The 418-nt window shown below is 61.2% G+C and carries 1 protein-coding gene; it reads left to right on the top strand.

Annotation, left to right across the window (positions count from 1 at the left end):
• Positions 1-418 (top strand): substrate-binding domain-containing protein (locus FJV41_RS56115; RefSeq protein ID WP_181791619.1); only part of this gene is annotated, 418 nt, incomplete at both ends.

Raw genomic sequence — 418 nt, 5'->3', positions numbered from 1 at the left:
ATCTCGGCGCGCTGCCGGAGCTGTCGGTGAGCTTCCTGCGCGAACAGGGCTTCCGTAAAGCCTGGCAGGACGATCCGCGTGAGGTGCATTATCTCTATGCCAACAGCTATGAGCGCGAAGCGGCGGCCCAGCTGTTTGAGAAATGGCTTGAAACCCATCCGATGCCACAGGCGCTGTTTACCACCTCTTTCCCGCTGCTGCAGGGCGTAATGGATGTGACCTTGCGTCGCGAGGGTAAACTGCCCTCCGAGCTGGCGATCGCCACCTTCGGTGATAATGAGCTGCTCGATTTTCTGCAGTGTCCGGTACTGGCCGTGGCCCAGCGTCATCGCGATGTCGCTGAGCGGGTGCTGGAGATCGTCCTCGCCAGCCTCGACGAACCTCGCAAGCCGAAGCCGGGTCTTAGCCGTATTCGCCG

This window comes from Myxococcus llanfairpwllgwyngyllgogerychwyrndrobwllllantysiliogogogochensis, from assembly GCF_006636215.1.
GTDB classification, from domain to species: Bacteria; Myxococcota; Myxococcia; order Myxococcales; family Myxococcaceae; genus Myxococcus; species Myxococcus llanfairpwllgwyngyllgogerychwyrndrobwllllantysiliogogogochensis.
This window is presented reverse-complemented; position numbering and strand designations above follow the sequence as displayed.